The organism is Streptomyces sp. NPDC041784, from assembly GCF_055591025.1.
The window spans coordinates 165,858-192,085 of sequence record NZ_JBVJAB010000005.1; the positions used below are offsets into that span (position 1 = coordinate 165,858).

The following is a 26,228-nucleotide window of genomic DNA, read 5'->3' on the forward strand; positions in this document are numbered from 1 at the left end:
GCCGGTACGGTCACGGCGGCGCCACGGGGTCACCGTTCCCCGGCGGGCGGCGGCCGGGCGCCGTTAGACCTCGGGCCGTGAGCACATCGAGCAGCCCGAAGATCGAAACCTGGATCGGCGCCGCCACTCTCCTCGTGGCCGTCGTCGCCCTCGTGGCCGACCACTACACCGACCTCCCCGCCTGGCTGGGATCCGCCTGCGCGGTGGTCATCGGGGGCACGGTCACGTTCGTCGCGTGGCGCCGGCTGGCCCCCGGCACGCGTCCGACCCTCCAGCGCAACCTGCTGGTGGGGCTCCTGGCCGTGGTCACCGTGGCCGGGTCGGTCCTGGCCTGGCCCGACGGCGCCCCGCGGGCCGGCGAGGACGACGACACGGCCGACGCCAAGAACGTCTCCGTGCGGGAGAACGCGAAGGACATCGAGGTCACCAGGATCGGCGACAACGTCCCCGGCGCGGACGCCGAGCTGGTGATCGACGCCTGCCTGGAGATGAGCGGTACCGGCCGCGTCCCGGAGGGCTGGGGGCTCTGGGTGGCCAACAACCGGGACCCCGCCGGCAGTCCGGGGGTGGGCGGCTTCTGGAGCCTCCAGCGCGCACGCCAGAGCGACGGAGCGGCGACGTGGCACGTCGACCGCTTCGGAGTCGGCAACGAGGACGGGGACACCGGCGCGGAGTTCTGGCTCTACGTGTTCCTGGTGCCCCCGTCGTCGGACGCCGTGCTGAGCAGTCTGCTGGCCGAATCGCCGGGTGTGGAGGTCCGCCCGGCCGGCTCGGAGCCGGTGGCCCAGTACCGGGTGAAGCGCAACGGAGTACTCAACTGCCCTTGGTTCGAGAGGAACAAGGAGCAGTCGTCCTGAGCCCACCCGCGTGGTCTCCGTTCGGACACCTTCCGGCGCAACTTCCGGCACAACTTCCGGAAACCACCGTCACAGGAGCCCCTCGGTCGGCCTACAGTTCGGGAGACGGCCAGCCTTTCTGAACATGTTCAGAAGACGTACGGAGGGGCTCACCGAGGCCGACGGGGTGAACGGGGAGGACAAGAGACATGCACAAGGGGGCCAAAGCCGCGATAGTCGGCTCGGTGTTCGCCGTCATGGTCGGTGGCGCCGGGTACGGCGCCTTCAACATCGTGAACGCGCTCGACGGGGGCGGTGGCGGGTCCGATGGGAGCGGTCCCGCACCCGTGCGGACCGGGCCGCCGAGCGGGGCCGAGGTGAAGGAGACGAGCGCCGGGTTCTTCGCGGCCTGGGAGAAGGGGCAGGCGGCGTCGGCGGCCGCGCTCACCAACAACGCGGAGAAGGCCGAGCCGCTGCTGACCTCGTACGACCAGGCCGCCCACATCACCGGTGTGAAGATCACACCCGGCGCGGCCACCGGGGACACCGTGCCGTTCACCGTCGAGGCGACGGTGTCGTACGACGGGAAGAGCCAACCGCTCTCCTACAAGAGCACATTGACGGTGGTGCGCGGGGTCACCACCGGGAAGGCGCTGGTCGACTGGCAGCCCTCGGTCGTCCACCCCGAGCTGACGGACATGGACGACACCCTGGTCACCGGCGAGTCCTCGGCGCCGCCGATCGAGGCGGTGGACCGCGACGGCAACCCGCTGACGAAGGAGAAGTACCCCTCCCTGGGGCCCGTCCTGGACCAGCTGCGCGCCAAGTACGGCGACCGGGCGGGCGGTACGCCGGGCGTCGAGCTGGCGATCCACCACGCCGACCCGAACGCCGCCGACACCCCGCTGCTGACCCTCGCCAAGGGCAAGGCCGGCAAGCTGCCCACCACGCTCAGCGCGAACGTCCAGGCTGCCGCGGAGAAGGCGGTGACCAGATACGCCGAGTCGTCCGTGGTGGCGCTCAGACCGAGCACCGGCGAGGTGCTCGCGGTCGCCAACAACCGCAAGGACGGCTGGAACGCCGCGTTCCTCGGGGAGGTGGCGCCCGGTTCCACCATGAAGATCGTCAGCGCGGCCACGTTCATCGACAACGGCATCACCACCGCGAACGGGCCGGCGCCCTGTACGCCCGACGCGATCTGGCAGAGCCAGACCTTCCACAACATCAAGGGCATGAAGCCGAACCTGAACGCGACCCTCTCGGAGAGCTTCGCGCTCTCCTGCAACACGGCGTTCGTGAAGTACGCGGACGACGTGAAGGTGGACACCCTCACCAACGAGGCCCGGGACCGCTTCGGGATCGGCCTCGACTGGCAGACCGGCATCGCGTCCTTCGACGGCTCCGTCCCGGCCTCCGGCGGCCCGGACACCGCGGCCAACCTGATCGGCCAGGGCCAGGTGCAGATGAACCCGCTCACCATGGCCTCGGTGACGGCGACCGCGATGACGGGCGCCTTCCACCAGCCGGTGATCGTGCCGAAGGGCCTCGACGACCGTGAACTGGCACGCGCGCGTGGGCTGTCCGCGGACACCGTGGCCCAACTGCGCGCCATGATGAACCGCACCGCGACCAGCGGCACCGCGGCCGAGGTGATGTCCGGGCTCAGAGGCCGGATCGGCGCCAAGACCGGCTCCGCCGAGGTCGACGGACAGGCCAGGTCCAACAGCTGGTTCACCGGCTACCGCGACGACGTGGCCGCGGCGGCGATGGTCCAGGACGGCGGCCACGGAGTCGACGCGTCCGGCCCGCTCGTCGCGCAGGTGCTGCGCGCAGGGTAGCGGCGGCGACACCCGGGGGTGGCTGACGTCACAGATGGTGTCACCCCCACAGGACGGGACTCTAGGGTGGTGGTCGTCGTTGGGGTGGGTGAGGACAACGAGGGCATCGGGGCGCGGGGGCCCTGCCCCTGGGGATCCGGAGGATCGCGGACAGTGGGCAAGAGAAGGCGCGTCGACGAGCGGCGCAACAAGCGGCGGCCGGCCGTCGTCGGCGGCATGATCGCCGCCGTCGTCGTCGGCGGCGCCGGGCTCGGCGTCTACGCGCTGTACGGCGGAGCGGCGGCCGAGGGCAACGCGTCCGCCGAGAAGAAGCCCACCGTCAAGACCGGCCCGCTGTCGGCGACCGAGGTGACCACCGCGGCGCGGACCTTCCTCACGGCCTGGCAGCAGGGCACGGTGGCACGGGCCGCGGCCGGCACCGACGACTCCGCGGCAGCCACCGCCCTGCTCACCGGCTTCACCAAGGACGCCCACATCACGGACGTCACGCTCACCCCCGGCACGCGCACCGGCGACAAGGTGCCGTTCTCCGTCAAGGGCACGGTGACGTACAAGAAGATCAGCAAGCCGATCACGTACGACGGCGCGCTGACCGTGGTCCGGCGGGCGAAGGACGGCAAGCCGCTGGTCGACTGGCACGCGTCCGTGGTGCACCCCGATCTCACGGACGGGGACACCCTGGTGACCGGCGAGGCGGGCGACCCGCCCGTCAAGGCGCTGGACCGGGACGGCGGGGAGATCACCGTCGCCAAGTACCCCTCCCTGGGCACCGTGCTGGACGGACTGCGCGAGAAGTACGGCAAGAAGGCGGGCGGTACGGCCGGCGTCGAGCTGCGCGTGGTGCGCGGCAAGGCGGCCAAGGCGAAGAAGGTCTCCGACAAGACGCTCCTGGAGCTCAGCGAGGGCACGCCGGGGACGGTGAGGACGACGCTCAGCCCGACCCTTCAGGCCGCCGCCGAGCGGCAGGTGGCGGCGCGCTCGCGCGCGTCGGTCGTCGCGCTGCGTCCGTCGACGGGCGAGATCCTCGCGGTGGCCAACAGCAGCCACGGCTTCAACGTGGCCCTCCAGGGCTCACTGGCGCCCGGCTCCACGATGAAGGTCATCACGTCATCCATGCTCATCGAGAAGGGCCTGGCGTCGGCGGGCAAGACGCATCCGTGCCCGAAGTACTTCACGTACGGCGGCTGGAAGTTCCAGAACGACGACAAGTTCGAGATCAAGGGCGGCACGTTCAAGGCGAGCTTCGCCCGTTCCTGCAACACGGCCTTCATCAGCCAGGCCCCCGAACTGGACAACGACAGCCTGACCGAGCAGGCCCAGCAGGTCTTCGGACTGTCGATGAACAACTGGGCGGTCGGCGTGCCCACCTTCGACGGCTCGGTGCCGGTGCAGTCGGCGGCCCAGATGGCGGCGGAGCTGATCGGGCAGGGCGGGGTGCGGATGAACCCGCTGAACATGGCGTCGGTCGCCGCGACGGTGAAGTCGGGCACGTTCCACCAGCCGTACCTGGTCGCCCCGTCGGTCGACGACCGCACGCTGGCCACCGCCTCGCGCACGATGTCCGCGGGCACGCTGGGGCAGTTGCGGGAGCTGATGAACTACACCGCCGCGGCCGGCACGGCCGCCGAGGCGATGTCCGGCCTGGGCCCCGACTACGGCGCCAAGACCGGCTCGGCGGAGGTCGACAACCAGAAGAAGCCCAACGGCTGGTTCACGGCCTACCGGGGTGACCTCGCGGCCGCCGGTGTCGTCCAGGCGGGCGGCCACGGCGGCGACACGGCGGGCCCGATCGTGGCGTCCCTGCTGAAGGCGGGCGGCTGAGCCCACGGACGGGCCGCCGGGCCGCGGACCGTCGAGCCCGCGGACGGGCGGCGGAACCGCGTGCCGTCAGTGGGCGACCGGCTGCGCCGCCGCCGAGTACGTGCGGCGCAGAAACCTCAGCAGGGCCTTCGACTCGAACTCCACCACCGAGACGCCGGCCGCGGAGTGGAACTCCACCACCGCCTGCACCCGGCCGCACGGCCACACCCGCACCTCTCCGGTGCCGACCGGGGCGCGCAGGCCCTGTTCGAGCAGGTTGCGGGAGAACGTCCACTCGTGCCGGTCGGGCAGACCGACGTGCACCGAGCGGGGGTCGTCCTCGGGGTCGTAGCGCAGTACGACGGGGACGGCCGCGCGTTCCTCCTCGACCATGTCCGCGTCCGTGACTATGTGGGCGCGCGCGTACTGCTCGACTACAGACATCGGCCGGCCCTCTCACCCTGCGTGACCTGTGTGGGAGCTGTGTACCCGCTCCCACTCCAATGTCGCACAAATTCCGGAATGCGCCCTTCCGCGATGTCGCGTCCCAGGGTGCGATAAATCCAGTCACTCGCTCTTGCGAACTGTTCGCATTAAGCCACTATCATCGAACGGTGCACGTACCCGACGGATTCATCAACGCCCCGACCTCCGCCGCCGCCGGAGTCGTCGCCGCGGGCGCCATCGCCGTGAGCCTGCGCGGCGCGCGCCGCGAACTTGGGGGCACCTCCCGCGCGAGCGAAGCCGAGCGTGGGGGAGAGCGCACGGCGCCGCTGGCCGGACTGGTGGCGGCGTTCATCTTCGCCGTGCAGATGCTGAACTTCCCCGTCGCGGCGGGGACCAGCGGCCATCTGCTCGGCGGCGCGCTCGCCGCGATACTCGTGGGCCCCTTCACCGGGGTCCTGTGCGTGTCCGTGGTCCTGCTGATGCAGGGCATCCTCTTCGCCGACGGCGGCCTGACCGCGCTCGGCGTGAACATCACCGTCATGGCCTGTGTGACGACGGTCGTCGCGTACGCCGTCTTCCGCGGCCTGGTGAAGGTGCTGCCGCGCACCCGCCGCTCGGTGACCGTGGCCTCCTTCACCGCCGCGCTCCTGTCCGTCCCGGCCGCCGCCCTCGCCTTCACCCTCATCTACGGGATCGGCGGCACCACCGACATCGCGATCGGCAGGGTCGCCACCGCGATGGTGGGCGTGCATGTGCTGATCGGTATCGGCGAGGCCGTGATCACCGCGCTGACCGTGGGCGCCGTCGTCGCCGTACGGCCGGACCTTGTGCACGGCGCGCGCGGCCTGGGGCAGAAGCTCCAACTGCGGGTGAACGGCGCGATCGTGGACGCGCCCCCGGCCGAGGAGGCGCGCACGGCGCCCGTGGCGGCGCGCACCTCCCGGCGCACGCTGTGGGTCACCGGTCTGGTCACCTCCCTCGTCCTCGCCGGCTTCGTCAGCTTCTACGCCTCCGCCGATCCCGACGGCCTGGAGAAGGTCGCCTCCGACAAGGGCATCGACGAGAAGGTCGAGGAGCACGCGGCCGCCGACTCCCCGCTCGCCGACTACGGCGTCAAGGACGTCGACAACGCCCGGCTGTCCGGCGGCCTCGCGGGCGTGATCGGTGTCGGCGTGACCGTCGTCGCGGGCAGCACGGTGTTCTGGGCGGTGCGCAGGCGCCGTACCGACGACGTGTCCCCGGCGAGCACGAGCGTCTGACATGGGAGCGGGACACGCGCACCGGCTGTACCGGCACGGGCATTCACCGGTGCACGCCCTGCCGCCGCACACCAAACTCGCCGCCACCTTCGCCTTCGTGGTGGTCGTGGTGTCGACGCCGCGGGAGGCGATGTGGGCGTTCGGCCTGTACGCGCTGCTGCTCGCCGTCGTGGCGCACCGCGCGCGCGTGCCGGCCGGCTTCCTGCTGAAGCGGCTGCTGATCGAGGTGCCGTTCGTCGCGTTCGCGGTGCTGATGCCGTTCGTGGCGGAGGGCGAGCGGGTGGACGTCCTCGGGCTGTCCCTCAGCGTCAACGGCCTCTGGGGCGCCTGGAACGTCCTCGCCAAGGGCACCCTGGGCGTCGCCGCCTCGGTGCTCCTCGCCGCCACCACCGAGCTGCGCGCCCTCCTGCTGGGCCTCCAGCGGCTGAAGCTGCCCCCGCTGCTGGTGCAGATCGCGTCCTTCATGATCCGCTACGGCGACCTCATCACGGACGAGATGCGGCGCATGCGGATCGCCCGGGAGTCGCGCGGGTTCGAGGCACGCGGCGTGCGGCACTGGGGGGTGCTCGCGAAGTCCGCGGGCGCGCTGTTCATCCGCTCCTACGAGCGCGGGGAGCGGGTGCACCTGGCCATGGTCAGCCGGGGGTACGCCGGTTCGATGCCGGTGATCGACGAGGTGACCGCGTCCCGGGCGCAGTGGTCGTACGCCTTCGCCCTGCCGTTCGCCGCCCTCGTCGTCTGCGTGGTGGGATGGACCCTGTGAGCACTGCTTCCCTGGAGGTCTCCGGCCTCGCCTTCGCCTACCCCGACGGCCATCAGGCCCTGTTCGGCGTGGACTTCTCGATCGCGCGCGGGGAGCGGGTCGCGCTGCTCGGGCCGAACGGCGCCGGCAAGACGACCCTCGTGCTGCATCTGAACGGCATCCTGGGCGGCGGCACCGGCACGGTGACGGTCGCCGGACTGCCCGTCGGCAAGCGGCACATGGCGGAAATCCGGCGCAAGGTCGGCATCGTCTTCCAGGACCCGGACGACCAGCTGTTCATGCCGACGGTCCGCGAGGACGTCGCCTTCGGGCCGGCGGCGGCCGGGATGAAGGGCGCCGAGCTGGAGGAGCGCGTGGACCGCGCGCTCGAACGGGTGGGGATGGCGGAGTTCAAGGACCGTCCGCCGCACCACCTCTCCTTCGGCCAGCGCCGCCGGGTCGCCGTCGCGACGGTGCTCGCGATGGAGCCGGAGATCCTCGTCCTGGACGAGCCGTCCTCCAACCTCGACCCCGCCTCGCGCCGTGAACTCGCCGACATCCTGCGCTCGTTGGACGTCACCGTCCTGATGGTCACGCACGACCTGCCCTACGCCCTCGAACTGTGCCCGCGCGCCCTGGTCCTGAGCGACGGCGTGATCGCGGCGGACGGCCGCACGGGCGACCTGCTCGTCGACGACGCGCTGATGCGCGCCCACCGGCTCGAGCTGCCCTTCGGATTCGACCCGCGCACCGCCACAATGGGCGCGTGACGAACCAGGAGACCGACGGCTCACTGCTGCTCGACGACCAGCTGTGCTTCGCGCTGTACGCGGCCCAGCGCGCGGTGACGTCCGCCTACCGCCCGCTCCTCGACGAACTCGGCCTCACCTATCCGCAGTACCTGGTGCTGCTGGTGCTGTGGGAGCGCGGCGAGACGACGGTCAAGGAGCTGGCGGCCGCGCTGCGGCTCGACTACGGCACGGTGTCGCCGCTGCTGAAGCGGCTGGAGGCGGCGGGACTGGTGCGCCGGGAGCGCTCGGCGCAGGACGAGCGCTCGGTGCTCGTCGCGTGCACCGGGCGCGGCGAGGAACTGAAGGGGCGCGCGGCGCGCGTCCCCGGCGCGCTGCTCGCGGCGACGGAACTCGCGGGCGCGGAGGTCGCGCGGCTGCGCGAGGAGCTGTGGCAGCTCGCGGAGAAGGCCCACGGGGCGGCGGACCGGGCACGGCCGTAGGCCCATAGCCCCCTTGGACCGGGTACGACCCTGAACCCCCTTCAAGTTACCCGCGGTTACTACCCCCTGGTAATCGAGTACCTACCTACCGGCCGGTACCTTGTGCACGATGTAATTGGGAACATGCTGGGGGAGGTCCCGCCGTGACAGAAGGCGCCGCCGTCGACACCGCAGACACCGTCGACACCGCAGATACCGCAAGTACCGTCGACACCCGCCCGACGAAGATCATGTACGTCGCCGAGGCCACCGCGCACGGGGGCCGGGACGGCTTTGTGACCAGCCAGGACGGGCAGATCGAGCTGAAGGTGGCGATGCCGCCGGAGCTCGGCGGGGACGGCAACGGCACCAACCCGGAGCAGCTCTTCGCGGCCGGCTACAGCTCCTGCTTCCACAACGCGCTGATCCTCGTCGGCAACCGGGCCGGCTACGACCTGACCGGCTCGACGGTCGCCGCGAAGGTGGGCATCGGACCCAACAAGACCAAGGGGTACGGGCTCGCCGTCGCCCTGAGCGTCTCCCTCCCCGTCCTCGACGCCGACCTCGCCGCGAAGCTGGTCGACGCGGCGCACCAGGTGTGCCCGTACTCGAACGCCACCCGCGGCAACATCGATGTAACGATCATCCTGGGCTGACCCCGCGCAGGAATCGCAGGCTCCACGGGGGTGTTCCCCTTGTAGTTGAAGGCGATGTCGGAGAGGGCGGACGGGCGTGGACGTACACGGTGCGGTGGCCGAGGGCTTCGAGCCGGTCCGGGAGGCGTTCGTACGGAACTTCGAGGTGCTCGGGGACCGGGGCGCGGCGGTGGCCGTCTACCGGGACGGGCACCAGGTCGTGGATCTGTGGGGCGGCACCCGGGACGTCGACGGCACGGCCCCCTGGGAGCACGGCACCGCGCAGATCGTGCGGTCCGCGACCAAGGGTGTCGCCGCCGCCGTCCTCCTGCTGCTGCACCAGCGCGGGGAGCTGGACCTGGACGCGCCGGTGGGGGCGTACTGGCCGCAGTACAAGGCGGCCGGCAAGGAGCGGACACGCGTATGGCATCTGCTCGCCCACCGGGCGGGCGTGCCCGTGCTGGACCGGCCGCTGACCTCCGCCGAGGCCGCCGACCCCGATCTCGGCGCGGCGGCCGTCGCGGCGCAGGCACCCTCCTGGGAGCCGGGCACGGACCACGGCTACCACGCGCAGACGTACAGCTGGCTGACGGGCGAGCTGGTGCGCCGGGTCACCGGGCGGAGCGTCGGCGCGTGGATCGCCGACGAGATCGCCGGGCCGGTCGGCGCCGACCTCTGGCTCGGACTGCCCGAGGCGCAGAGCGCGCGCGTGGGGCGCGTGGGGAAGATCGACGCGCCGACGCAGACCGGGACGCTCAGGACCCGGCCCAAGCCGGCCGTCGCCGACGCCTACGCCGACCCGGACTCCCTCACCCGGCGCGCCTTCGCGGCGATCACCCCGCTGCCCGACGAGAACGACCCCGGCTACCGCGCGGCCGTCCTGCCCGCCTCCAACGGCATAGCGACCGCCGACGGCCTCGCCCGCTTCTACGCCTCGCTCATCGGCGAGGTGGACGGCGGAGTACGGCTGTTCACCCCGGACACGGTGGAACTGGCGCGCGGCGAGCGGTCCGCCGGGCCGGACCGGGTCCTGGTCGTGAACACCCGGTTCGGCCTCGGCTCCATGCTGCACGGCGCCGCCTCACCGCTGCTGTCCCCCACCTCCTTCGGCCACCCGGGCCGCGGCGGCGCCCTCGGCCTCGCCGACCCGGAATCGGGCCTCGCGTTCGGCTACGTCACCAACGGCTTCCGCGCGAGCGTGACGGCGGACCCGAGGGCTCAGGCGCTGCTGCGGGCGCTACGGACGGCGACGGCGGAGACGACGGCGACGGCGACGGCCCGCTGAGCGGGGAGCTTCGTGCAGCTCACACGATGACTCTCATACGTCTTCGTGCAGCTCACACGATGACTCTCATACGTTGAGTCTTCATGCCCTTCCGCTTCATACGTTGATGGGATGCGACGTCCGTCCCGACGCCTCGTCGATCTCCGTGTGCGCCTTGGTGAGCAACCGCATGGCGATCTCGTTCAGCGCGCGGGCGCCGGCGATCTCCTCGCCGACCCGTGGCTGGTCGGCGTCGATGCGGTGGCGGACGGCGTGACCGTGCGCCCGGACCTCGGTCCCGTCGGGCAACCGGACCAGGGCCGCCGCGTCCGTCTGCCGGCCGTCCTCCTTGAACTCCAGCTCGACATGCCATCCCACAGTGGTGTGCATCATGACGATCACCTCCGGAACACCTGCTTCCAGGGTGCGCCTCCGGACGCGCCCCCGCACCCAGTCGGCCGGCATCCCTGGCGGAAAACCCCGTTGCGGCGGCCCGGCGCCGCGCACTAGCGTCGGCCGGGTGACTGCCGGGTCGGCCATGGGCCACGCACGAGTGAGGCGCCCGGCCTCGGCGTGAGCGCGAGGCGGGCGCGAGCCCCGCCGTTCCCCTCCGCGTCTTCTCTTCCTCCAGCTCAGGAATTCACCCAGCTCAGGAAATCACCGGACCCGGAGAACCCACCTCACATGACCACGCTCACCCAGCTCAACCACACCGCCGTCTACGCGAGCGACCGCCGCCGCTCGGCCGAGTTCCTCGCCGAGATCCTCGGCCTGGAGGTCGGCGCCCCCTTCGGCCCCTTCCTCCCCGTCGACCTCGGCAACGGCGTGACGCTCGACTACTACGAGATGCGCGACGAACCGATCCAGTCCCAGCACTACGCCTTCCTCGTCCCCGAGGAGGAGTTCGACTCGATGATCGCCCGGCTGGAGGCGAGGGGCGTCACGTACCACGCCGACCCCTCACACACCGAACCCGGCCGCATCAACCGCCTGTTCGGCGGCCGCGGCGCGTACTTCCTCGACCCGTCCGGCCACAACATGGAAATCCTGACCCACCCCTACATCCGCCCGTAGGCCCCGCCCCCGAGGCCCGTCACCCCGCGTGCAGCACCAGCCCGATGCCGACCACGAGCAGCACAGCGGCGGCGATGCGGGGTGCACCGAAGCGCTCCTTGAAGAACAGGGCCCCGATCGCCGCTCCGACGATGATCGACGTGATCCTCGGAGCGCGTTGGGGATCTGCTGCTGTAACAGCTCTGGCCGGGTAGCTTGATCGGCATGGACCAGGGGCGGGCAGTTGAAGCGTTTCGTCTTGAGGCTGGGCAGCTCGCACGAGCGATGACTGGCGTCTCGGCCGCCGATTGGCATCTGCCGACGCGGTGTGCACCCTGGACGGTGAGCGAGCTGCTGGCGCATGTCCGGGTGGTGATCGCCTGGTTGCCGGGCATGCTGGCCGAGCCGGCGCCGCCCCGTGCCGAGGTCTCGGCAGTGGAGTACTACCGGCCCGACGACCGCTTCGCTCCGGACACCAACGCCGTTCGGATCGCTCTGGCCCAGGATCATGCGGCCGAGCAGCTGAACGGTGCTGCGCTTGCAGAGGACTTCAACGCCACCTGGCGGCAGGTGGATCAGCTGTGCCGGGCCGAGCCCGACAGTCGTGTGGTCCGCACCCGGCACGGCGATCCGATGCTTCTGTCGGAGTTCCTGCTGACGAGGGTGGTCGAGGTCGCCGTGCACGGTCTGGACCTGGCCGACGCCCTGGGGCGAGAACCGTGGCTGACTTCCCAGGCCGCGGATCTGGTACAGGATCTTCTGCTCGGCGGCCCGGACGGGGCGACGGCGCTGAAGAAGCTGGGCTGGGGTCAGCTTCGCTTCCTGCGCAAGGCGACAGGGCGCGAGCCGATCACCGGGGAGGAAGCGTTGGACGTCAGCCGCCTGGGAGTCCGATGGCTCACGCTGGGCTGAGACCTGACCTGTCGTCATGGACGGCACGCCAGTGGTGCGTGCAGCGGACAGGCGACCGAATTGCCGGGCCGGGCGACGAGGCCGCAGCGGTCCCGCGAGGCCGCCGGGATCGCTCGTCGACCCCGAGTCACCGTTGTCACTGGCATGCCATACGCTGCTGGCTCAGCGGCGTTCGCGCGCCCGCCGCGGGTGCGAGGGGGGATGCCGCTTCTTCGGCTCGCCCGGCGAGACCGGGCTTCCACATGGGGGTTCACATCACTGTGCGCAGGCGCAGCATCTCGACCGCGACCACGCTCGCGGTCGTCTTCAGTTCCGCGGTCATCGCCGCGGGTTCGGCGGGAGTGGCCGCGGCCGACTCCGCGCAGCCCCTTCCGGTGAAGTCGGTCGGCGACCTCGTCGTGGACGGCGCCCACCAGCGCGTCTACGTCTCCGACCCGACCAGCGGCAAGATCGTCGTCACCGACTACGCGGGCACCGTGAAGGCGACGCTCACCGGTCTGACCGGCGTGTCCGGCCTCGCGCTGTCCGCCGACTCCGGTCAGGTGTACGCGGCGGTCAAGGGCGGCAACCGGATCGTCTCCGTGGAGACCGGGACGTACACGCAGACCGCGAGCTACCCGGTGGGCACGGCGGCACCGTCCGACCTGGAAGTGGTGGACGGCCGCGTCTGGTTCAGCTACGGCACGGACTTCGGCTCGCTCGACGTCTCCGGCGCCGAGCCCGTGGTGCACCTCGCTCAGAAGTCGGACGTCGACTTCTTCTCCGGCCCGCTCCTCCTGGGCGCCGACCCGGCCGCGCCGGGCGTCCTGGTGGCGGGCGGCGGCGGCCGGCTGGCCGTCTACGACGTGACCGCGGACGGCGCCGCGCTGCGGGTCAAGGGCGACATGGACACGTCCGTGAAGCAGCTGGACCTCACGCCCGACGGCGGCAAGGTCCTCACCTCGTGGGACGGCACCGGCAACGGCTACGGCCTGCCCGCCTACTCGACCACCGACCTGACCGAGGTCGCGAGCTACCCGATCGACGCGTACCCGAACGCGGTGCGGATCGCGCCCGACGGCAGCGTCGCGGGCGGCAGCTTCTCCTGGTACGAGCCGGACGTCCACATCCACCGGCCCGGCGACCCCACACCGGTGCGGGAGTACGACTTCCCCAACACCGGCAACAGCAGCGGCGCCGACACCCTGGTGGACGGCGCGCTGGCCTGGGCCCCGGACAGCAGCCGGGTCTTCGCGGTCTCCGTGAACACCTACGGCACGTACACCCTGCGCGCCCTGACCGACCCCACCAAGGAGCTGCCGAAGCTCACGGTCGCGGCCCCGGCGACGGCGGAGCGGGCCAAGAAGCTCACCGTCACCGGCAAGCTGACCTCGAAGACGGCGCTCCCGGCGGGCACCGTCCTCAAGGTGACCCGGATCGACCTGGAGTCGCCGAGCGGCAAGGCGCTGCCCGTCGTCACCACCAAGGCGGACGGCACGTTCTCCTTCACCGACACCCCGCCGGCCGGCGGCAAGGTCACCTACAAGGTGGCCTTCGCGGGCGACGCGACCCACGCGGCCGCCTCCGGCTCCGACGCGGTGCAGGTCTCGCGCAAGGCGACCACGCTGACGCTGACCAACAACGGCAAGCTGTACGCGTACGGCAAGGACGTCTCCTTCACCGCGCACCTCGGCGCGACGTACAAGAACCGCACGGTCGCGATCTACGCGGACCCGTTCGGCACCGACAAGCCGAAGAAGCTGCTCAAGACCGGCAAGGTGAACTCCCAGGGCAATCTGTCGGCGGTCGTCGACATGACCCGGGACACCACCGTCACCGCCGTCTTCACGGGCGACGCCCGCTCGGCCGGCAAGACCGCGAAGTCGACCGCGTACGCCCACGCCAAGGTCTCCACCTCCGTCTCCCAGCACTACCGGACGGGGAAGATCGGCTCCACGACGTACTACTACTTCCGCAAGAACACCGACCCGGTGTTCACCACGACCATGAACTACTACCAGGGCCGCAAGCAGCGGTTCCAGCTCCAGGTCTACTACCAGGGCTCCTGGTACGACTCCGGGTCCGAGTACTTCGCGCTGGCCACCAACGGCAAGTCGGCCGTGAGCCTGGAGGCGCCGGGCGAGTCCGGCATCCGCGCCCGGATGCGCTCGTCGTACATCAACGGCTCCTCCGGTGACAGCGTCAACTCGACGACGCACGGAGCCTGGAAGTACATGACCTTCACCAACTGACCCCGCACACGCGCAGACGGCGCGCCCGCCCCAGCGAAGGGGTGGGCGCGCCGTCCGGCGTTCACAGCGTCAGCGGGTCACGGCGTCAGTGGCGGTCGCGGCCGTCGTGGCCGTCGTGGCCGTGGCGGCGGTCCCCGTCGTCGTGGCCGTGGCGGCGGTCTCCGTCGTCGTGGCCGTGGCCACGGTCCCAGCCGTCGTGACCGTGACGGCGGTCCCCGTCGTCGTGGCCGTGGCCGCGGTCCCAGCCGTCGCGACCGTGGTGACGGTCGCGGCCCCAGGAGGTCTCGTCGACGAGGCGGTCGCGGTCGTTGCGCAGGGTCGCGGTGTCGGAGTGGTTGTCCCACACCTCACGATGACGGTCCTGGAACAGGTCCGTGCTGGTGTCGCGGCCCTCACCGGTGTGAATGCGGACGGTGGTGCGGGGGGCCAGGCGGTAGTGACGGAAGGTGTAGGTCTCCCCGTCCTCGTCCGAGAGGGTCCACCCGCGGAGGTTGACCGACTGGCGGGTGGTGTTGGTGAGCTCGACCCACTCCCTGTTCAGGGAGCGGGCGGAGCGGTCGTTCCGGCCCGGTGCGTCGTACTGCACGGCACTGATCTTCACGATCGGCCGGTTCGGACGCACGTCGCCGGCGGCGGACGCCGGCAGGGCCGCCGCTCCGGTCACGGCTGCGGCGGCGAGCACCGCGGCGGCGAGACGACGGGCGGAAACAGCGGAAACTGACACAAGGTCTCCTTGCTTGGTGCGAGTTGTGACCATTCGGTCGCACGACCCACACTTGCCCATCAAGACCGCCACACGCGGGACGAGCCGCCGCCCGTTACGAATCCTCCATATACCGGTGACAGTCGAATGCAATGTCCATCCATGACCTGAATGCACCGAATCGCCGCCACGCCCGCCTCCTTCGGCACACCGGAACCGGGCCCTCACCCGAAAGTGCGTCACAAGGAAGAACAGGAAGAACAGGAAGAAAGCGAAGAGAACGAAGAGAACGAAGAAAACGGAGAAAACGAAGAAGCCGGCGAGGGCGCCCCGTCCCCACGGAGCCCTCACCGGCGGTCCTTCAGCTGGTCCGGCGTGTCAGGCGCGGACCAGTTCGCGGTCCTCGTCGCCGGCGCCGGACGGCGTGCGCAGTCCCTCGCCCTCGACATCCACGTTCGGCAGGGCGCGGTCCAGCCACTTCGGCAGCCACCATGCCTTCTTGCCGAGCAGGGCGAGCACCGCCGGGACGATCGCCATGCGGACGACGAACGCGTCGAAGAAGACCGCGATCGCGAGGCCGAAGCCGATCATCTTGATCATGGACTCGCTGGAGCCGATGAAGCCGGCGAAGACGGCCATCATGATCACCGCGGCGGCCGTGACCACCCGCGCGCCGTGCTTGAAGCCCGTCACCACGGCCTGGCTCGGCTTCTCGCCGTGGACGTACGCCTCCCGCATCCGGGTCACGAGGAACACCTCGTAGTCCATCGCGAGGCCGAAGACCACGCCGACCATGAAGATCGGCATCATCGACATGACGGGGCCGGTCTCCTCGACGCCCAGCAGGCCGGCCAGCCAGCCCCACTGGAAGACCGCGACGACCGCGCCGAGCGCCGCCATCACGCTCAGCAGGAAGCCGAGGGCCGCCTTCAGCGGGACCAGGATCGAGCGGAAGACCACGATCAGCAGCAGGAAGGCGAGGCCCACCACCAGGATCAGGTACGGGATCAGCGCGTCGTTGAGCTTCTGCGACACATCGATGTTCATCGCCGTCGAGCCGGTGACCAGGACCTCGGCGTCCGTGCCGGCCTTGATCTCGGAGCCCTTGTCCCGGATCGAGTGGACCAGATCCTCGGTCGAGACGGACGACGGCTTCGAGTCCGGGATGACCGTGATGGTCGCGGTGTCGCCGGCCTTGTTGGGGGCCGCCGGGGTGACGGTGACGACGTCCTTCAGGCCCTTGATCTCGTCGCCGACCTCGGTGAAGGCGGCCTGCGGGTCGTCGCTGCCCTTGGCGTCGACCACGATCATCAGCGGACCGTTGAAGCCGGGGCCGAAGCCGTCCGACAGCAGGTCGTACGCCTTGCGCTGGGTGGTGGACACCGGCTGCGAACCGTCGTCCGGCAGGCCCAGTTCCAGCGAGGTGGCCGGGATGGCGGCGGCGCCCAGGCCCAGCACGCCCAGCAGGAGGACGGCGACCGGACGGCGGATCACGAAGCTGGCCCAGCGGGTGCCCATGTTGGGCTTGGCGGCCTTCTCGGCGGACTTGGCGCGGCCGCCGCCGAGCAGCTTGCTCTTCTCGCCCGCCGGGCGGACCCGGCGGCCCGCGAAGCCGAGCAGCGCGGGGATCATGGTGAGCGCGATCAGGACCGCGATGACCACCGTTCCGGCGGCCGCGACGCCCATCTTCGTCAGCATCGGGATGTTGACGACGGAGAGACCGACCAGGGCGATGACGACCGTCAGTCCGGCGAAGACGACCGCGGAGCCGGCGGTGCCGACGGCGCGGCCCGCCGCGTCCTCGCGGGTGCGGCCCTCGGCCAGCTCGGCGCGGTAGCGGGAGACGATGAACAGGGCGTAGTCGATACCGACCGCGAGGCCGATCATGGAGGCCAGGGTGGAGGTCGTGGAGCCGAGGTCCAGGGTGCTGGCCAGGGCCGTGATGGTCGAGACGCCGATGCCCACGCCGATGATCGCGGTCAGCAGCGGCAGACCGGCCGCCAGCAGCGAGCCGAAGGTGATGACCAGGACGACGGCGGCGATCGCGATGCCGATGATCTCCGTGGCGCCGGTCTCCGGGGTCGCCTGGAGGGCGTCACCGCCGACCTCGACGGTCAGTCCCGCGTCCCGTGCCTCGTCGGCGGCCGTCTCCAGCGCCTCGCGCGAGGAGTCCTCCAGCTCCATGCCGGAGACCTTGTAGCTCACGGACGCGTAGGCGATCGTGCCGTCCTTGCTGACGGCGTTGCCCTCGTAGGGGTCGGCCACGGAGGCGACCTCGGAGCCGTCCGACAGCTCCTTGACCGTCTTCTCGACGGTGGCCTTGTTGGCCGCGTCCGTCATCTTCTCGCCGTCGGGCGCCTTGAAGACGACGCGGGCGGTGGCGCCGTCGGCGCTCATGCCCGGGAAGCGCTGTTCGAGGAGGTCGAAGGCCTTCTGCGCCTCCGTACCCGGAATGGAGAAGGACGAGTTGCCGGCGGCGGGCGCGGAGGCGGCGCCGACGCCCGCGAGAGTCAGCAGCGCGACCCAGATCAGGGCGACGAAGTGTCGTCGCCGGAAGGCGAGCCGGCCCAGTTTGTAGAGGAACGTGGCCATGGAGGCGTACTCCCGGTCAGGTCGTGTGATGTAGGGGCCTATGCCGGAATCCCGGCCGGGGTTCCGGCGCAGGCCCCAAGGGCAGGGGTGACCAACCCGGCGGGAAGGCAGGGGTGATCGGCCCGACGACGTGAGCGGTGACGTCAGGATGGGCGGACCGTGGGGACGGTCGGGTGTGTCAGGAGGTGGGGGCGCCGAGGGCGGGGAGGACCACGGCGTCGATGTACGAACGCATGAAGGCCTGGGTCGGCGGCTGGTCGTCCAGCAGCGCCCGGGTGGCGAAGCCACCGACCATCATGTGCAGCAGGAACTCCAGGGCGGGGCAGTCCGGTTGGACCTCTCCCCGGTCGACGGCGCGCTGGACCACCTGGTGGAACCCGTTCATCTCGGGTTCCACGAGCTGGGCCCGGAACGCCTGGCGGAGATCCGGGTTGTTGTGCATCGCCATCGCGACACCCCGCATCAGGGCGGAGTTCTGCTCGATGGTGCAGTCGTCCTCGAGCATCACCAGGGCGTGCAGGTCACCGCGGAGGGAGCCGGTGTCGATCAGGTCGGAGTGGTCCGGCTTGCTGTGTCTGAGCGCCTTCACGACCAGTTCGGCCTTGCCGCCCCACTGGCGGTAGAGCGTGGCCTTGCTGGATCGCGTGCGGGCGGCGACGGCGTCCATGGTCAGGGCGTCGTAGCCGACCTCGCGGAGCAGGTCGAGCACGGCCTCGTAGAGCTCGGCCTCGCGCTCGGGCGTGATGCGACTGCGACGCACCGTCGTGGCCTCAGTCATGCCCCTCACCCTTCCCGCTCCGACGGCGTCTCGTGTTCGTACACCGTAAAGATACCCTGAGAGTCAACGAAACGAAACCGTTTCGTACGTGTGCTGGCTCACGTCCGTGAAGGGCGCATAAGTTGCCCGGCCCCATTCGCCGGAAAAGCATGGGGAGGTGAGCTATCTGCGCCTGCCCCATCTCAGTGGTGATCTGTTGTGCTTCGTGGCCGAGGACGACCTCTGGCTGGCCCCCCTCGACGGCCCCGGCCGCGCCTGGCGGCTCACCGTCGACCGCACCAAAACCGGACATCCCCGCTTCTCGCCCGACGGCGACCAGATCGCGTACACGACCTGGCGCAGCCTCGTCCCCGAGATCCACCTGGTGCCCGTGGACGGCGGCCCCGGACGGCGGCTGACCTACTGGGGCAGCGCCGACACCGAGGTCCGCGGCTGGACCCCGGACGGCGACATCCTGGCCGTCGCCTCCCACGGCGAGCCCTTCTCCTACTTCACCTGGGCCTACAAGGTCCCCACCGACGGCGCCCCCGGCCGCAAGCTGCCCTGGGGCCCGGTCTCCGACATCCAGGTCGCCGACCTCGAGGACGAGCGCCGGACCCTGCTGCTCACCGGCACTCCCCCGCACGAACCCGCCGCCTGGAAGCGCTACCGGGGCGGCGCCATGGGCCGCCTCTGGCTGCACGGGCAACGGCTGCTGCCCGACCTCGACGGCCATCTCTCCTCCCCGCTGTTCGCCGGCGGCCGGATCGCCTTCCTCTCCGACCACGAGGGCGTCGGCAACCTCTACTCCTGCGCCTACGACGGCTCCGACCTGCGCCGGCACACCGACCACGACGCCTTCTACGCCCGGCACGCCTCCAGCGACGGCACCCGGGTCGCCTACCAGTGCGCCGGTGACCTGTGGATCGTCGACGACCTCACGGCCGGCGCCGGGCCGCGCCGACTCGACGTACGGCTGGGCGGGCAGCGGGCCGGGCGGCGGCCGTACCAGATCCCGGCCGCCCAGCACGTGGACGGCATCTCGGTCGACGAGACCGGGCGGGCCAGCGCCGTCGTCGTACGCGGCAGCCTGTACTGGCTGACGCACCGGGACGGGCCCGCCCGGACCATCACCGACCCGCCCGGCGTACGGGTCAGGCTGCCGGAGATGCTCGGCTCGGGCGGACAGGTCGCCTACGTCACGGACGCGGAGGGCGAGGACGCCGTCGAGATCGCCTATCTGCCCCGGGCCACCGGCGACCGCGCGCCCAGACGGCTGCCCTCCGGGGAACTGGGCCGGGTCCTGGAGATGGTCTCCGACCCCGAGGGCGAACGGCTCGCCCTCGCCTCGCACGACGGACGGCTGCTGCTCCTCGACGCCACGGAGGACTCCAACGGTGAGGTCGCCGAGCTGATCTCCTCGGTCAACGGGCCGGTCCGCGACCTGGCGTTCTCCCCGGACGGGGCGTGGCTGACCTGGTCGCACCCGGGGATCGGGCGGTCGCTGCGGCAGATCAAGATGGCCCGTATCAAGGACCGGCTGATCGTCGACGTGACCAACGGCCGGTTCGAGGACGAGAACCCGGTCTTCACCCGCGACGGCCGCTATCTCGCCTTCCTCTCCTGGCGCGGCTTCGACCCGGTCTACGACGTCCACACCGGCGACCTGTCCTTCCCGCTCGGCTGCCGCCCCTACCTCGTGCCGCTCTCCTCCGCGACCCCCTCCCCCTTCGCGCTCACCCCGGAGGGACGGCCGGCCGCCGGGGGCCTGGACCCGGCGGAGGACGAGAACGGCGGCGCCGACGGGACGGTCACCGTGGAGGTCGAGGGGCTGGAGAACCGGGTCACCCCCTTCCCGGTCGGCGCGTCCAAGTACTCGGCGCTGTACCCGGTGGCGGGCGGCGGACTGGTGTGGCTGCGCTGGCCCATCTCCGGCGCGCTGGGCGAGACGTTCGCCAACCCGGACGACACCAGCGGCCGCCCGACCCTGGAGTACTTCAACATCAGCAAGGCGAAAAAGTCCGAACTCGTCGGCGACCTCGACTGGTTCGCGGTCAGCGGGGACGGCACCCGGCTGGTCGTGGTCGACGAGGGCGAGCTGCGGGCGGTGCCGTCCAGCGAGTCCGGGGACCTGGACTCGACGGTCTGGATCGACCTGCGGCGCATCCTGCACGAGGTCGACCCCGGCGCGGAGTGGCGCCAGTCGTACGAGGAGGCGGGCCGGCTGATCCGCGCGTACTTCTGGGACCCGGGGATGAGCGGGATCGACTGGGACGCGGTGCTCGACCAGTACCGGCCACTGGTCGAACGGGTCGCCTCCCCCGACGAGTTCGCCGACCTGCTGCGCGAGGTGCTGGGCGAACTGGGCACCTCCCACGCGTACGTCACCGCCGCCCGCCGCAACGAGGGCCCGCCGCACTACCAGCGCCGGCAGGGGCTGCTGGGCGCCAACCTCGTGCTCCGGGAGGGCGGTTGGACCGTCCGGCGGATCCTGCCCGGCGACTCCTCCGACTCCAAGGCGCGCTCACCGCTGGCCGGCACGGGCATCCGCGAGGGCGCGGTGCTCACCCATGTCGACGGCCGCCCGGTGGACCCGGTGAGCGGCCCGTATCCGCTGCTGGCCGGGGCGGGCGGTACGACGGTCGAGCTGACCTTCACGCCCGCGGAGGGCGAGGCGGGCCGCTCCCGCCGGGTGGCGGTGGTCCCGCTGATCGACGAACGGCCCCTGCGCTACCAGGACTGGGTGGCCAAACGCCGGTCGGTGGTACGGGAGCTGAGCGGCGGGAAGTGCGGGTACCTGCACATCCCCGACATGGGCGGCTCGGGCTGGGCGCAGTTCAACCGTGACCTGCGCATGGAGGTGTCCCGGCCCGCGCTCATCGTGGACGTGCGCGGCAACGCGGGCGGCCACATCAGCGAACTGGTCGTGGAGAAGCTGACCCGCACCATCCTGGGCTGGGACCTCACCCGCAACGCCCAGCCGGTGTCGTACGCCTCCAACGCGCCCCGCGGCCCGGTGGTCGCGCTCGCCGACGAGGCGACCTCCTCCGACGGCGACATGATCACGGCGGCCTTCAAGCTGCTGAACCTCGGCCCGGTCGTCGGCCAGCGCACCTGGGGCGGAGTGGTCGGCATGACCGGCCGCCACCAGCTCGGCGACGGCACGGTGATCACCGTGCCGATGAACGCGGCCTGGTTCGACGCGTACGGCTGGTCCATCGAGAACCGCGGTGTCCTCCCCGACCTGGAGGCCCTGCGCACCCCCCTGGACTGGGCGGAGGGCCGCTACGCCCAGCTGGACGACGCGGTCCGCCTGGCCCTCGACCTCCTCACCACCGACCCCCCGGCCTCACCCCCGGACTACACCGGAGTCCCGAACAGATCCCGCCCCGAGCTGCCTCCCCGCCAGGAGGGTTAGAACCTTTTCAGGAGGCGTGTCGGGAGGCTTGTCAGGGGCGCGGGGAACTGCGCGACAAGCCCCCACACACCCGCACCCGACAACGAACCGCACCCGGACCGACAAGAACGCGGGGTGCCCCCCGAAGGGAAGGGCACCCCGCGTCAACGCGACCGAAGCCGAGCGCAGCGGCTAGGCGTCGTAGTCCTGGTTCATGCGGTCCTCTTCCTCACGCCGCATGCGCTCCGACTCCTCGTCCGTGTCGCGGCGGCGGCCACGCTGCTGGATCTGCTCCTTGGCCTGCTGGGCCTTCTGCTTGGCCTGCTGCTGCCACTGTCCGGACTGGTCCTGGAACTTGTCCTTCGTACCCATGTGGGTTCACTCCTGTGGGAGATGAGGGGGTTTGGGGCCCCTTGCCGGGGCCTCGACCAGATTCACACGGGCGGACATCTCGCGCATTTCGATCAACTACGCTGCGTAGCGCGGGCCTCCTCGTCGGCCGCCCCGCCCGCCCCGACCAGCCCGGTCCGCATACCGTGCAGCCGGGGCGCGAACCGCTTCATCTCCCGCTGCCCGACCGTACCGATGAGCCCCGGCAGACAGCCGCGCACGCCCTGCATCCCGCGCAGCCACCACTGCCCGTACACATGGGCGGAGCGCCGTTCGATGCCGGCCACGATCCGGTCGACCGCCGGACCCAGCGGGTACGTCTTGTTCGCCGGCCACGGCAGCCGCTGCCGCAACTCCCGCATGACGTCCTCCTGATCGGCTCCGCGCACCATGTCGGTGTCGGTCCAGGACAGATACCCGACGCCGACCCGCACCCCCTGGTGTCCGACCTCGGCGCGCAGACTGTGCGCGTACGCCTCCACACCCGACTTGGACGCGCAGTACGCCGTCATCATCGGCGCCGGTGTGATCGCGGCGAGGGAGGCGATCTGGAGCAGATACCCCCGGCTCTCGATCAGCACCGGCAGGAAGGCGCGGGCCGTCACCGCCGACCCGATGAGGTTGACCTCGATCACCCGCCGCCACGCCTGCGGGTCGGAGTCGACGAAGGGCCCGCCGCTCGCGACACCCGCGTTGGCGACGACGGCGTCCACCTTGCCGAAGCGTTCCTTCACCTCCGCCGCGACCCGCGCCATCGCCTCGTGGTCGGTGACGTCGGCGTACCAGTGACCGCTCTCCCCGTGCAGCCGCTCGGCGACCTGCTTGAGGAGGTCCGGCTCCAGCCCGACCAGCGCGACCGTCGCCCCGCGCGCGGAGAGCTTGCGGGCGAGCAGCTCGCCGACGCCCCGTGCCGCGCCCGTGACGACGACGACCTGCCCCTCGAGACCCACCCTGCTCATGCGCCCTCCTTCAGCTGCGTGTACGTGGTGACGAGTGCCCGGATCCGGCCGCTGACCAACTCGGGCGCCTCGACCGGTGTCATGTGTCCGAGGCCCGGCAGCTCGGTCACGCCGAGGCAGACCGGCAGCGCGGCCGCGATCCGGCGGGCGTGCACCGGCGGGGTCAGCCGGTCGCCGGTGCCGACGATCACCGCCGTGGGCACCCGCAACTCCCGTACGCGGTCGTCGAGATCGAGCAGGCTCAGGACGTGCGACCAGGCGTGGCGCACCCGGCGCGGGCAGGCGTGCACGATCCGGGCGCAGGTCTCCACCATGTGCGGGGCCGAACCGGCGCCCATCGTGGCGTACTTGAGGATCCGCTTCGCGACCGGGGTGACCGGCCCGAGCGGTGCCCTGGACCCGAGGACGTGCCGGGTCAGCCAGGTCCGCAGCCGTCCGGGCCGCAGCGGTACGACGGTGGACTCGGCGACCAGCCGCGAGGCACCGGTGCTGCACAGCAGGACGGCCGCCGCGTGCTCCCGGAAGCGGTCCCGGCCGGCCGCCGCCAGCACCGTCATCCCGCCCATGGAGTGACCGGCGATCACGGCCTTCTCGCCGGGTGCGAGGGTCGCGGCGAGCACCGCCTCCAGGTCGTCGGCGAGGGCGTCCGTGCTGCACACCGGGCTGGGCGGGGTGCGTCCGTGGCCGCGCTGGTCGTAGGCGATGACCCGGTGGTCGGCGGCCAGGTCGCGGATCTGGGCCGCCCAGAAGGCGGTGGAGCAGGTCCAGCCGTGGGAGAGGACGACGGCGGGGGCGGTGTCGGGGCCGTGGACCTCGACGTGCAGGCGGGTGCCGTCGGCGGAGACGGCGGTCAGCTCGCGCGTCACGCGGTCACCTCGTCCTTCGTGCCGGGCTGCCGGCCGTCCTTCGTCCCGTCCTTCGTGCCGTCCTTCGTGCCGTCCTTCGTGCCGTCGTCCGTCGTGGGGGCGGGCGCGCGCAGCACCTCGTACTCCATGAGGTCCACCCGGCGGGTCGCGCGCCGGAACTCGCCCGTGGTGCCCGGCCAGATGGTGGTGTTGCGGCCATTGGCATCCAGGTACCAGCTGGTGCAGCCGCCGGTGTTCCACACCGTGCGCCTCATCCGGTCCTGCACCCGCCGGTTCCAGGCGTGCACCGCGCTCGGGCGGGCGTCGAGGGCGGCGCGGCCTCCGATGACGTCCAGCCGGCGCAGGTAGTCGGCCATGTAGTTCAGCTGGGACTCGATCATCAGGATCATGGAGGAGTTCCCGAGGCCGGTGTTGGGCCCGATGATCGTCATCCAGTTCGGGAAGCCGGCCGCGGAGGCGCCGCGCAGGGCCTCCATGCCGTCCTTCCAGCTCTCCGCGAGGGTCCGCCCGTCGGCGCCCACGACCCGATCGGCGATCGGCATGTCGGTGACATGGAAGCCCGTACCGAAGACGATCACGTCGGCCTCGGCCTCGCTGCCGTCGGCGGCGACCAGCGTCGACCCGCGGACCTCGCTCAGACCGCTGCCGACGACGTCCACATTGGGCCGGGTGAGCGCCGGATAGTAGGTGCTGGAGAGCAGGATCCGCTTACAGCCGATGCGGTAGTCCGGCGTGAGCTTGGCGCGCAGGGCCGGGTCCTTGATGGCGCGGGCCATGTTCTGCCTGGCGAGCTTCTCGACCAGGCCGAGCTGGTCGGGGTGCTTGGTGAAGGCCTGCACCTGGAGTTCGCGGATGCCCCAGAGCAGCCCGCGGCGCAGCTGCGTGGTCACCGGCAGGCTGCGGTGCAGCGCGCGCTCGGCGCCGGAGATGGCCCGGTCGACGCGGGGCATCACCCACGGCGGGGTGCGCTGGAAGAGGGTGAGCCGCCCGACCTTCGGCTGGATGGCGGGCACGATCTGGATCGCGGAGGCGCCGGTGCCGACCATGGCGACGCGCTGACCGGTGAGGTCGTGGTCGTGGTCCCAGCGGGCCGAGTGGAAGACCTTGCCGGGGAAGGAGTCGAGCCCGGGAATGTCCGGGACCTTCGGGTCGGACAGCGGCCCGGTCGCGGAGACGACGACGTCGGCGAAGTACCGTCCGCCGCTCGTCTCGATGTCCCAGCGCAGCTCCTGCGCGTCCCACGTCATCCGCTGCACCTCGGCCCCCAGCCGCAGGTGCGGCCGCAGCCGGAAGACGTCCGTGACGTGCTCCAGATAGGCGCGGATGTGCTCCTGCCCGGAGAACGTGCGCGGCCAGTCCGGGTTGGGCGCGAAGGAGAAGGAGTACAGATGCGAGGGCACGTCGCACGCGCACCCCGGATAACTGTTGTCCCGCCAGGTGCCGCCGACGCTGTCCGCCCGCTCCAGGACGACGAAGTCGGTGATCCCCTCCCGGCGCAGCCGTACGGCGGCCCCCAGCCCACCGAACCCGGACCCGACCACCGCCACGCGTACGTGTTCGGCCATCCCGTCACCTCCCGCGGTGCGACTCTGCCAGTGAACACTGGCGCAATGGGACTGTAGAGCAGCTCCTTACCGAGCGGTAGGGGCCGAACAGGGAAAGTTACCGGCGGTACAACATAGGCTTCCGGCGTGGCAGACAAGCGTGAGTACCGCATGGAGGAGCTGGCCAGGGAGGCCGGGATCACGGTGCGCACCCTGCGCTTCTACCGCGAGCGCAAACTGATCCGGCCGCCGCGCCGGGAGGGCCGGATCGCCTGGTACGACGACGGCCACCTGGCCCGGCTGCGCACCATCGCCACCCTGCTGGAACGCGGCCACACCCTCAACGGCATCGCCGAACTCGCCGACGCCCTCGACCACGGCCGGGACGTCGCCGACCTGCTCGGCGTCGGCGGCCCCACCGAGGAGGAGCCGGTCCGCCTCACCCCCGAGGAACTCGCCGCCCGCTTCGAGGGCCAGGTCACCCCCGAGAACCTCGCCGCCGCCCTCGACCTCGGCTACCTCGGCACCGACGGCGACGAGATCGTCCACATCAGCCGCCGCCTGCTGGACGTCTCCGCAGCACTGGTCCACGAGGGCATCCCCCTCGCCGACGTCCTCGCCGCCGGCGCCCGCGTCCGCGAACACGCCGACGCCCTGGCCGACCTCTTCACGGCCCTGATCCTGCGCCACGCGGACGAGAAAAGCCTGCCCCGCCTGCGCCCCCTGGCCCACAGCGTGGTCGAGGCGGAACTCTCCCTGGCCCTGGACCGACGGCTGCGCGAGCGGGGCTGAC

At 71.3% G+C, this 26,228-nt stretch carries 23 protein-coding genes and 1 pseudogene; 14 read left to right on the top strand and 10 right to left on the bottom strand.

Going from position 1 to position 26,228, the window contains the following annotated elements:
• Nucleotides 1-77: 77 nt before the first annotated feature.
• From ACZ6D7_RS12995 to ACZ6D7_RS13005, 3 genes are all read left to right on the top strand, one after another.
• Nucleotides 78-857, top strand: a complete 780-nt coding sequence (locus ACZ6D7_RS12995) for a hypothetical protein (RefSeq protein ID WP_469488503.1) — start codon at nt 78-80, stop codon at nt 855-857.
• A gap of 188 nt (nt 858-1,045) precedes the next feature.
• Nucleotides 1,046-2,674: a penicillin-binding transpeptidase domain-containing protein gene (locus ACZ6D7_RS13000; protein ID WP_469488506.1), complete on the top strand. Its 1,629-nt coding sequence runs from the start codon at nt 1,046-1,048 to the stop codon at nt 2,672-2,674.
• A 153-nt stretch (nt 2,675-2,827) separates the two neighbouring features.
• Entirely contained in the window at nt 2,828-4,495 is a 1,668-nt protein-coding gene (locus ACZ6D7_RS13005) for a penicillin-binding transpeptidase domain-containing protein (RefSeq protein ID WP_469488510.1), read from the top strand.
• A gap of 66 nt (nt 4,496-4,561) precedes the next feature.
• Here ACZ6D7_RS13005 and ACZ6D7_RS13010 read toward each other — a convergent pair whose 3' ends face one another.
• Nucleotides 4,562-4,918, bottom strand: a complete 357-nt coding sequence (locus ACZ6D7_RS13010) for an SsgA family sporulation/cell division regulator (protein ID WP_469488513.1) — start codon at nt 4,916-4,918, stop codon at nt 4,562-4,564.
• Nucleotides 4,919-5,088: 170 nt separating this feature from the next.
• Here ACZ6D7_RS13010 and ACZ6D7_RS13015 point away from each other — a divergent pair, with 170 nt between their 5' ends.
• The 6 genes from ACZ6D7_RS13015 to ACZ6D7_RS13040 all read left to right on the top strand — a co-directional run bounded on the left by ACZ6D7_RS13015 (nt 5,089) and on the right by ACZ6D7_RS13040 (nt 10,052).
• Nucleotides 5,089-6,180, top strand: coding sequence for an energy-coupling factor ABC transporter permease (locus tag ACZ6D7_RS13015; protein WP_469488516.1), 1,092 nt, complete (start codon nt 5,089-5,091; stop codon nt 6,178-6,180).
• Between the two features lies 1 nt (nt 6,181).
• Nucleotides 6,182-6,943, top strand: a complete 762-nt coding sequence (gene cbiQ, locus ACZ6D7_RS13020; RefSeq protein ID WP_469488519.1) for a cobalt ECF transporter T component CbiQ — start codon at nt 6,182-6,184, stop codon at nt 6,941-6,943.
• Nucleotides 6,931-7,692, top strand: a complete 762-nt coding sequence (locus ACZ6D7_RS13025; RefSeq protein ID WP_469488521.1) for an energy-coupling factor ABC transporter ATP-binding protein — start codon at nt 6,931-6,933, stop codon at nt 7,690-7,692. The genes cbiQ and ACZ6D7_RS13025 overlap by 13 nt, the downstream gene beginning before the upstream one ends.
• Nucleotides 7,689-8,153 carry a MarR family winged helix-turn-helix transcriptional regulator gene (locus ACZ6D7_RS13030; RefSeq protein WP_469488525.1) on the top strand — a complete coding sequence of 155 codons (465 nt, stop codon included), beginning with the start codon at nt 7,689-7,691 and terminating at the stop codon, nt 8,151-8,153. The genes ACZ6D7_RS13025 and ACZ6D7_RS13030 overlap by 4 nt, the downstream gene beginning before the upstream one ends.
• A 143-nt stretch (nt 8,154-8,296) precedes the next feature.
• Nucleotides 8,297-8,788: an organic hydroperoxide resistance protein gene (locus ACZ6D7_RS13035; protein ID WP_469488530.1), complete on the top strand. Its 492-nt coding sequence runs from the start codon at nt 8,297-8,299 to the stop codon at nt 8,786-8,788.
• A gap of 76 nt (nt 8,789-8,864) precedes the next feature.
• Nucleotides 8,865-10,052 (top strand): serine hydrolase domain-containing protein, encoded by a 1,188-nt coding sequence (locus tag ACZ6D7_RS13040; protein ID WP_469488533.1) that lies wholly within the window; start codon nt 8,865-8,867, stop codon nt 10,050-10,052.
• A 96-nt stretch (nt 10,053-10,148) separates the two neighbouring features.
• Here the strand turns inward: ACZ6D7_RS13040 and ACZ6D7_RS13045 are convergent, their stop codons facing one another.
• On the bottom strand, nt 10,149-10,424 hold the full coding sequence (locus tag ACZ6D7_RS13045) for a DUF1876 domain-containing protein (RefSeq protein WP_469488537.1): 276 nt from the start codon (nt 10,422-10,424) through the stop codon (nt 10,149-10,151).
• Between the two features lie 291 nt (nt 10,425-10,715).
• Here ACZ6D7_RS13045 and ACZ6D7_RS13050 point away from each other — a divergent pair, with 291 nt between their 5' ends.
• Nucleotides 10,716-11,105, top strand: a complete 390-nt coding sequence (locus tag ACZ6D7_RS13050) for a VOC family protein (RefSeq protein WP_469488544.1) — start codon at nt 10,716-10,718, stop codon at nt 11,103-11,105.
• A gap of 19 nt (nt 11,106-11,124) precedes the next feature.
• On the opposite strand, the pseudogene ACZ6D7_RS13055 reads toward ACZ6D7_RS13050, so the two are convergent.
• Nucleotides 11,125-11,253 (bottom strand): annotated as a pseudogene (locus ACZ6D7_RS13055) (EamA family transporter); the annotation flags it as partial.
• A 116-nt stretch (nt 11,254-11,369) separates the two neighbouring features.
• Between ACZ6D7_RS13055 and ACZ6D7_RS13060 the strand changes: the two are divergent.
• Both ACZ6D7_RS13060 and ACZ6D7_RS13065 read left to right on the top strand, forming a co-directional pair.
• Nucleotides 11,370-11,996 (top strand): maleylpyruvate isomerase N-terminal domain-containing protein, encoded by a 627-nt coding sequence (locus tag ACZ6D7_RS13060; protein ID WP_469488549.1) that lies wholly within the window; start codon nt 11,370-11,372, stop codon nt 11,994-11,996.
• 260 nt (nt 11,997-12,256) lie between these two features.
• Nucleotides 12,257-14,227 carry a YncE family protein gene (locus ACZ6D7_RS13065; protein ID WP_469488551.1) on the top strand — a complete coding sequence of 657 codons (1,971 nt, stop codon included), beginning with the start codon at nt 12,257-12,259 and terminating at the stop codon, nt 14,225-14,227.
• 85 nt (nt 14,228-14,312) lie between these two features.
• On the opposite strand, the gene ACZ6D7_RS13070 is transcribed toward ACZ6D7_RS13065, so the two are convergent.
• The 3 genes from ACZ6D7_RS13070 to ACZ6D7_RS13080 form a co-directional block, all read right to left on the bottom strand.
• Nucleotides 14,313-14,951 carry a lamin tail domain-containing protein gene (locus tag ACZ6D7_RS13070; protein ID WP_469488554.1) on the bottom strand — a complete coding sequence of 213 codons (639 nt, stop codon included), beginning with the start codon at nt 14,949-14,951 and terminating at the stop codon, nt 14,313-14,315.
• Nucleotides 14,952-15,308: 357 nt separating this feature from the next.
• Complete coding sequence (locus ACZ6D7_RS13075) at nt 15,309-17,522, bottom strand: MMPL family transporter (RefSeq protein ID WP_469488558.1); 2,214 nt, start codon at nt 17,520-17,522, stop codon at nt 15,309-15,311.
• 178 nt (nt 17,523-17,700) lie between these two features.
• Complete coding sequence (locus ACZ6D7_RS13080; protein WP_469488563.1) at nt 17,701-18,300, bottom strand: TetR/AcrR family transcriptional regulator; 600 nt, start codon at nt 18,298-18,300, stop codon at nt 17,701-17,703.
• A 157-nt stretch (nt 18,301-18,457) separates the two neighbouring features.
• Between ACZ6D7_RS13080 and ACZ6D7_RS13085 the strand changes: the two genes are divergently transcribed.
• The gene (locus ACZ6D7_RS13085; RefSeq protein ID WP_469488566.1) at nt 18,458-21,697 is read left to right on the top strand and encodes a S41 family peptidase; all 3,240 of its coding nucleotides are present in this window, start codon (nt 18,458-18,460) and stop codon (nt 21,695-21,697) included.
• Nucleotides 21,698-21,868: 171 nt separating this feature from the next.
• Here ACZ6D7_RS13085 and ACZ6D7_RS13090 read toward each other — a convergent pair whose 3' ends face one another.
• From ACZ6D7_RS13090 to ACZ6D7_RS13105, 4 genes are all read right to left on the bottom strand, one after another.
• Nucleotides 21,869-22,048, bottom strand: a complete 180-nt coding sequence (locus ACZ6D7_RS13090; RefSeq protein ID WP_469488569.1) for a hypothetical protein — start codon at nt 22,046-22,048, stop codon at nt 21,869-21,871.
• A 92-nt stretch (nt 22,049-22,140) separates the two neighbouring features.
• A complete protein-coding gene (locus ACZ6D7_RS13095) occupies nt 22,141-23,025 on the bottom strand; it encodes an SDR family oxidoreductase (RefSeq protein WP_469488571.1) in 885 nt (294 codons plus the stop codon).
• Nucleotides 23,022-23,891: an alpha/beta fold hydrolase gene (locus ACZ6D7_RS13100; protein WP_469488574.1), complete on the bottom strand. Its 870-nt coding sequence runs from the start codon at nt 23,889-23,891 to the stop codon at nt 23,022-23,024. The genes ACZ6D7_RS13095 and ACZ6D7_RS13100 overlap by 4 nt, the downstream gene beginning before the upstream one ends.
• Nucleotides 23,888-25,456, bottom strand: a complete 1,569-nt coding sequence (locus ACZ6D7_RS13105; protein WP_469488577.1) for a flavin-containing monooxygenase — start codon at nt 25,454-25,456, stop codon at nt 23,888-23,890. Before ACZ6D7_RS13105 ends, ACZ6D7_RS13100 begins: the two co-directional genes overlap by 4 nt.
• Nucleotides 25,457-25,582: 126 nt before the next feature.
• On the opposite strand from ACZ6D7_RS13105, the gene ACZ6D7_RS13110 reads away from it, so the two are divergent.
• Nucleotides 25,583-26,227, top strand: coding sequence for a MerR family transcriptional regulator (locus ACZ6D7_RS13110; RefSeq protein ID WP_469488580.1), 645 nt, complete (start codon nt 25,583-25,585; stop codon nt 26,225-26,227).
• Nucleotide 26,228 lies beyond the last annotated feature (1 nt).